Below are 6,837 nucleotides of genomic sequence, written 5' to 3'. Positions count from 1 at the left end.
GCCCGTACCGGCCGTGGGCGCTCCCCCTGGTGCTGCTCGCCCAGGACCGGGTCGAGCAGGCCCGCACCGCACTCGCCGCCGTGCCCGAACCCCCGCACGACCACATGCAGGAGGCCCTGTGGTGCCTGACCGCCCGCGCCGCCGTACAACTGGGCGAGCGCAGGGCCGCCGCCCGCGCCGAGGCCGCCCTGCGCGACGCCCCCGCGGAACACGCCGGCGCCGCGAGCGGAATGCTGACCCTCGGCCCGGTAGCGCGGTACCTGGCGGAGGCACGGGCGTGCGCCGGGACCGGGTGAGCCCCGGCGGTCGGCGACCGGGCCCGCTCACTCCCCCCGGGACCAGGCGGCGACCGGCAGGGACACGTGGACGCCGAAGTCGACGAGCCCGGTCGCGGCACGGATGCCCGCGTGGAGCGCGTCCACGCGCTCCTGCCGGTCGGCCGCCCTCGCGGCGAACCACGTCGACCTGATCTCGATCACCACCGGCAGCCCGCCGCGGTCCAGCGGACCCAGCGGCCGGAAGCGGATCTCGACGTCCCCCGGCGGCACCTGGTACACGGTTTCGAAGGACGGACCCACGGTGCGGCCGTGGGAGCCGGCGGCAGCGGGACGAGCCACGACATCGGCCGCCGCCGCGCCGCCCACCGCACGCCCGCACCGGTCGTTCACGGCTCGCGGCCGTTCTCGACGAAGCCGCACGCGTGGCGGGTCCGCTCCCCTATCGTCGGGTGCCATGGGGAACATGGGGGCCGGCGGGTTCGGCGGTGCGGTGCCCTGGTCGGGTGTGCCGCCGGTGTTCGAGGACCGGACGCCGGACGCGTGTGTCGTGGTGCCGGGCATCATGGGCAGCGTCCTGGAGGACGCCGCGACGGGCCGCCCGCTGTGGGGCGTGGACCTCGGGATGCTGACGGGTGCGTCGACCGGTGAGGAGTTGTTCGGCGCGCTGCGGGCGGACGAGTCGGAGCGGGCCGCCGACGCCGACACCTTCCGGCTGGCGCCGCTGACCCGCGTTCGGGCGACCGGGCTGCTGGCGAAGCCGTGGTGGCTTCCCGTCCTGGAGGGCCTGGACCCCTACGGCGAGGCGGTCAAGAGCCTGCGGAAGGTCGCGCTGGCGCCGGAGGCGGTGGCGCCGTTCCCGTACGACTGGCGCCTCGCCGTCGCCTACAACGGCGCGGTGCTCGCCCGCGCGGCCCGCGCGCACCTGACCCGCTGGCGGGAGCGGGTCGCCGCCCGGCCGGAGTGGAGGGCCGCCGGTGGACGGGAGCCGCGGCTGCTGTTCGCCGCGCACTCGATGGGCGGGCTGGTGGTGCGGGCCGCGCTGGAGCAGGACCCCGAACTCGCGGCCGACACCCGGGCGGTGGTCACCGTCGGGACCCCGTTCCTCGGTTCCGTGAAGTCCGTCCTCACCCTCAACCTCCGGCACGCCGGGGCGAAGCCGGCCAGGCTGCTGCGGCAGGTGCAGGCGATGGCGGCGACCCTGCCGGGCGTCCACGACCTGTTGCCCGGCTACCGCTGCCTGGACCGCGGACTGACAGTCGACCGCCTCACCCCCTCCGATGTCGCCCGGCTCGGCGGCGACGAACACCTGGCCGCCCGCTCGCTCGACGAGCACACCCGCCGCTGGGAGCACCCGTACACGATGCCCGGGCACCGCATGATCGTCGGCGAGGCACAGGCCACCGTGCAGACCCTCGACGAACAGCAGCACGCCGGGCACCCGGTCGCCGTCGGACGGCACCACTCCTTCGACGCCGGCGCGGACGGCGACGTCGTCCGCGACCCGGCCACCGGCATCCCCGCCCGGCGCGACTCCCGCGGCGACGGCACCGTCCACACCCCGTCCGCCCAGGCCGGCGGCACCGAGGCACGCACCTACGTCTTCGGCCAGCACGGCACCCTGATGCGCCACGACGACGTCCTGCGCCAGCTCCGCAACATCGCCCTGGAACGCGCCCCGGGTCCTCGCCTCTCCGGCACCAGCGCCGGACCGGGCCTGGAGACCCCCCAGCTCGGCGGGACGTTCGGGCAGCCGCTCACCCTCCACGCAACCGGCCTCGACACCCCGGCCAGGGGGAGCCTCACCGTCCGCAGCGCGACCACCGGCCGGATGGGCCACCCCCTCACCCTCCGCCGCGACCCCGAGCGCACGGACGGCGCCCTCGCCGCCCGCTTCACCGCCGACGCGCCCGACCTGTACCGCGTGACCCTGGACGTCGAGGACCACGTACCGATCACCCAGCTCGTCCTCGTCAGCCCGCCCGACGCCTGAACCCGTCCGACGCCTGCACCCACCTGACGCCTGCCCGCCCGACGCCTGAACCCACCTGATGCCTGCCCGCGACGCTTGAATCCGCCCGACGCCTGAATCGGAATCCCGCCTTGACCACACCCGTCGGCACCGACCGGAACGCAACCGAACCGCCCCCCGAGGGCGGCGGGATCGAGCTGTTCCCGGTGAACTTCACCGCGTACCGGCAGCACCCCGCCCTGGACACCGAGGCCCACGTCCGGGCGATCGCCGACCTGCTCGCTCCCTACGGTCCGCGCGTCAACAGCTGGACCGTCCCCGAGGACGAACGGGACCGGCAGGCCGTCGAGGACCGGCTCGGCGCGTGGAAACGGCCCACCGCCTCCCGCAGCGGCAACACGGTGCTCTACTGGGTCGGCCACGGCAGCACCGAACACCTCGCCCACCACCGCACCCCCGCCCCCATCGACGACGGAATCTCCCCGGAGGAAGTCGCCCGCGCGATCGGCAGCCGCCAGATCCACCCCGACAACGAGGATGGTTGGGCGATCGTCGTCATCGACGCCTGCTTCTCCCGGGACTTCGCCCGGGAGGTGCACCGCGTCCTCCTCGGCAGGAAGTACCGCGACGCCGGCCGCTACCTGCTGCTGTCCACCGCGGCCGAGGGCTACGCCGAACTCGGCGCCTTCACCAGCGCCCTCCGGCACGTCCTGACCGTCACCTTCCGCGGGAAGCCCGACATCGGCCTCGCCGAACTCGGCGTCGAACTCAACCGTGAACTCCGCGGCGGCTACCGCGGTGACAGGGCCGTGCACGGCGACCGGCTCGTGCGTCTCACCCCCGACGTCGCCACCACCGTGTCCGCGCCGCTGGACCAGCTCGCCGAACTCCAGGCCGTCATCGACCGGCTGCCCGCCGACGAGCAGCGTCACTTCCTCCCCAAGGCGTCCGGTGCCGAACTCGGCGAACTCGCCTGGTACTTCCACGGCCGCACCGAGGAGCGCGACCACATCCTGCGCTGGCTGGCCACCGCCAGCCGTGGCGCCCTCGTCGTCACCGGCCCCGCCGGCTCCGGCAAGTCGGCCCTCCTCGGCCACGTCCTGCTGCACACCCGTTCCCGGCTGCGCGACGTCCTCGTCCGCCACGGCCACCTGACCGCGCTGCCCGCCGAAGTGCCGTGCCCGGACGACCCGTTCGACCTCGTCGCCCACCTCTCCGGCCTCACCCTCGCCCGCACCGTCCAGCTCGTCGCCGAAGCCGTCGGCCTGCCCGGCCTCGTCCGGCAGGCCGACGACGGTCAGCCACCCGCCCTCCTCGCCGCCCGACTCGTCGCCCGGCTGCGCGCCCGGCCGACCCGGCTGACGCTGCTGTTCGACGCCCTCGACGAGGCCGAGCAGCCGCTGCTCATCGCCGCCCTCCTCCTGCGCCCCCTCGCCGCCCTGCCCGCCGTCCGGGTCGTCATCGGCACGCGCCGCTCCACCCGTGAAGGCCCCGACCGGCCCGCCCCCACCGACACCGACATCCTCGACGCGCTCCGCCCCCGGCCGGTCCGGCGCGAGGCCGGACCGCGGGCCGACGTCGAACACGTCGAGGTGAGGCAGGACCCGAAGGCCCTCGCCGGATACCTGCGCGCCAAGCTCGACGGCGCCAGACACCGCGGCGCCCTCGACGCCGACGAGGCGACCATCGAGGACGCCGTCCACCGGCTCGTTGCCGACCACCGGCAACACGGCGCCGAACCACAGCAGTTCCTCTACGCCCGGCTCGCCGCCCACGAACTCCTCAACGACCCCGGCCTCCTCAACGACCCCACCCCCCTGATCGGCCGCACCCACCGCCAGCTGTTCACCCGCGCCCTCCAGCGACTCCAGCGCGCCAACCCGGACTACGCCCCCCTCCTGCGCGCCCTCGGCCTCGCCCAGGGCCGCGGCCTGCCCGCCCAGGACGGCATCTGGGCCCTCACCGCCGACGCCCTCACCGCCGACGCCCCCGACAGCCGCACCGACACCGGCTCCGACACCAGCAGCAGCATCCCCGAGCTGCTGCGGGACGCCGCTCCCTACCTCACCCTCGACCACGAACACGAGCGGAGCGTCTACCGCCTCGCCCACCGCACCTTCACCGAACACTTCACCGCCGCCCCCGACACGGCGCGCGGCCACGCCCTCCTCACCGCCGCCCTCGCCGGGCACGGCCGGCAGTGCCTGGCCGCGCAGGAGGACGCCACCGCCCCGCCGGACGCGGTCGTCAGCCCTTACGTCCGCCACCATCTCGCCGCCCACGCCCGCCTGGGCCACACCGCCGGAGCGCTCCACACCCTCGCCGACCACACCGAGGTCCTCGACGCCCTCGACCTCACCAGCATCACCGCCGCGGCCTTCGACCACGGCCTGCCCTCCCACGAACTGCCCCCGGCCATCGCCGGAACCGTCCTGCTCCAGCACCACGCCCGCGACACCGCCGCCACCGAGCAGTCCGCGGGCAGTACGGCCGGCTGGCGCCGTTGGTGGCGCCGGCTCGGGACCAGCTACATCCAGGGCGCCCCGCCACCGGCCGAAGCACGCCCCCGCGACCCGCGCCGATGGCCTCCGGAACTGACCGTCGGCGAAGTCCGGCAACGTCAGCTCCACCTGCAACTCACCGGCCACACCGACAAGGTGCACGCGGTGGCGCTGTTCACCGCGCCGGACGGCACGCCGCGTCTGGCCTCGGCCGGTGCGGACCGGACGGTGCGGATCTGGGACCCGGCCACTCGCGCACAGGACGGCCCCTCCCTCACCGGCCACACCGACAAGGTGCGTGCCGTGGCGGTGTTCACCGAAGCCGACGGCACCGTGCGGCTGGCCACGGGCGGCGACGACGGGGCGGTGCGGATCTGGGACCCGGCCACCGGCGCCCAGGACGGTGTCCCCCTCACCGGCCACGGCAGCGGAGTCGCCGCGGTGGCGGTGTTCACCGCACCCGACGGCACCGTGCGCCTGGCCACGGGCGGCGACGACCGGACGGTGCGGATCTGGGACCCCGCCACCCGAGCCCAGGACGGCCGAACGCTCACCGGCCACACCGACAAGGTGAACGCGGTGGCGGTGTTCACCGCACCCGACGGCACCGTACGCCTGGCCACGGGCGGCGACGACCGGACGGTGCGGATCTGGGACCCCGCCACCCGAGCCCAGGACGGCCGAACGCTCACCGGCCACAGCGGCGTCGTGCTTGCGGTGGTGGCGTTCACCGCACCCGACGGCACCACACCCGACGGCACCGCGCGCGTGGCCACCACCGGCGGCGACGGGACGGTGCGGATCTGGAACCCCGCCACCGGCACCCAGGAGGGCGAAACCATCACCGGCCACAACTTCGGAGTGGCGGCGATGACGGTGCTCACCGCGGCCGACGGCACTCCACGCCTGGCCACCGGCTGCTATGACGGGGCGGTGCGGGTCTGGAACCCGGCCACCGGCGCCCTGGAAGCCGTCCCCGTCACCAGCGACGACCACTGGGTGAGCGCGGTGGTGCAGTTCACCGCGGCCGACGGCACCCCGCGCCTGGCCACCGGCGGCGAGGACCACACGGTGCGGATCTGGAACCCGGCCGCCCGCCCCCAGGAAGGCGAACCCGCCGACGACAGCATCTACGGAGTGATGGCCGTCGCGGTGTTCACCGCGCCCGACGGCACCCCGCGCCTGGCCACCGCCGGCCACGACAAGACGGTGCGGATCTGGAACCTGACCACCGGCAGGCAGGAAGGCGCGCCCCTCACCGGCCACACCAGCTGGCTGCGCGCGATGGTGGCGTTCACCGCACCCGACGGCACTCCGCGCCTGGCCGCCGGTGACGGCAACGGGACGGTGCGGATCTGGAACCCCGCCACCCGCGCCCAGGAGGGCGTGCCCCTCACCGGGAACGGCAGGGTGGTGGATTCGCTGATGGTGGTCGCCCCGGCCGACGGCACTCCGCGCCTGGCCGTCGGCGACGGCGACGGGAACGTGCGGATCTGGAACCCGGTCACCTGCACCCGGGAGGACGGCCCCCTCACCGGAAGCACCAGCGGGGCGCGGAAAGCGGCGGTGTTCACCGCGGCCGACGGCACGCCGCGCATGGCCGTCGGCGGCGAGGACGGGACGGTGCGGGTCTGGAACCCCGCCACCGGCGCCCTGGAGGGCGCACCCCTCACCTGCCACGACTACTGGGTGAGCGCGGTGGTGGCGTTCGACGCGCCCGACGGCACGGCGCGCGTGGCCAGTTGCAGCATCGACAAGACGGTGCGGATCTGGGACCCGCGCACCCGGACCGGGCAGACGCTGACCCTGGGGGACGGAGTCGAGGCACTGGCGGAAGGCCACGGACTGCTCATCGCGGGCACCCGGTCGGGCTACCTCGCGATCGACATCGCGTCCCTGCCCACCGACCCCGCCGGTAGCGGCGCCCCTGACGCCCCGTCGTGACCACGTGCCACGGCGCGGGCGCCCGCGCCGTGGCACGGTGCGGAGCCCGGTCTCCCGAGCAGTGGGCAGCCGGGCCCGTCGGCTCTCGTCGGTGACGACCGGCGGTCGGCCGCCGTGCTTGCCCTTGCGAGGGGCGGTGTCGAGC

At 75.3% G+C, this 6,837-nt stretch carries 3 protein-coding genes and 1 pseudogene; 3 read left to right on the top strand and 1 reads right to left on the bottom strand.

Annotated features, from left to right (window positions below; all coding sequences use genetic code 11):
- Positions 1 to 296 (top strand): annotated as a pseudogene (locus BU198_RS29210) (SARP family transcriptional regulator); the annotation flags it as partial.
- Between the two features lie 27 nt (positions 297 to 323).
- Here BU198_RS29210 and BU198_RS29205 read toward each other — a convergent pair.
- The gene (locus BU198_RS29205) at positions 324 to 617 is read right to left on the bottom strand and encodes a hypothetical protein (protein WP_223245088.1); all 294 of its coding nucleotides are present in this window, start codon (positions 615 to 617) and stop codon (positions 324 to 326) included.
- Between the two features lie 115 nt (positions 618 to 732).
- On the opposite strand from BU198_RS29205, the gene BU198_RS29200 reads away from it, so the two are divergent.
- A complete protein-coding gene (locus BU198_RS29200; RefSeq protein ID WP_188299852.1) occupies positions 733 to 2,268 on the top strand; it encodes a lipase/acyltransferase domain-containing protein in 1,536 nt (511 codons plus the stop codon).
- 110 nt (positions 2,269 to 2,378) lie between these two features.
- On the top strand, positions 2,379 to 6,692 hold the full coding sequence (locus BU198_RS29195) for a WD40 repeat domain-containing protein (RefSeq protein WP_188299851.1): 4,314 nt from the start codon (positions 2,379 to 2,381) through the stop codon (positions 6,690 to 6,692).
- Positions 6,693 to 6,837: the final 145 nt, after the last annotated feature.

This window comes from Streptomyces sp. CBMA156, from assembly GCF_014596515.1.
GTDB lineage: Bacteria > Actinomycetota > Actinomycetes > Streptomycetales > Streptomycetaceae > Kitasatospora.
This window is presented reverse-complemented; position numbering and strand designations above follow the sequence as displayed.

What these genes read in the sequence shown, in the direction of transcription:
- BU198_RS29200 (WP_188299852.1), top strand. Translation starts at nt 733, where the DNA reads ATGGGGAACATGGGGGCCGGCGGGTTCGGCGGTGCGGTGCCCTGGTCG.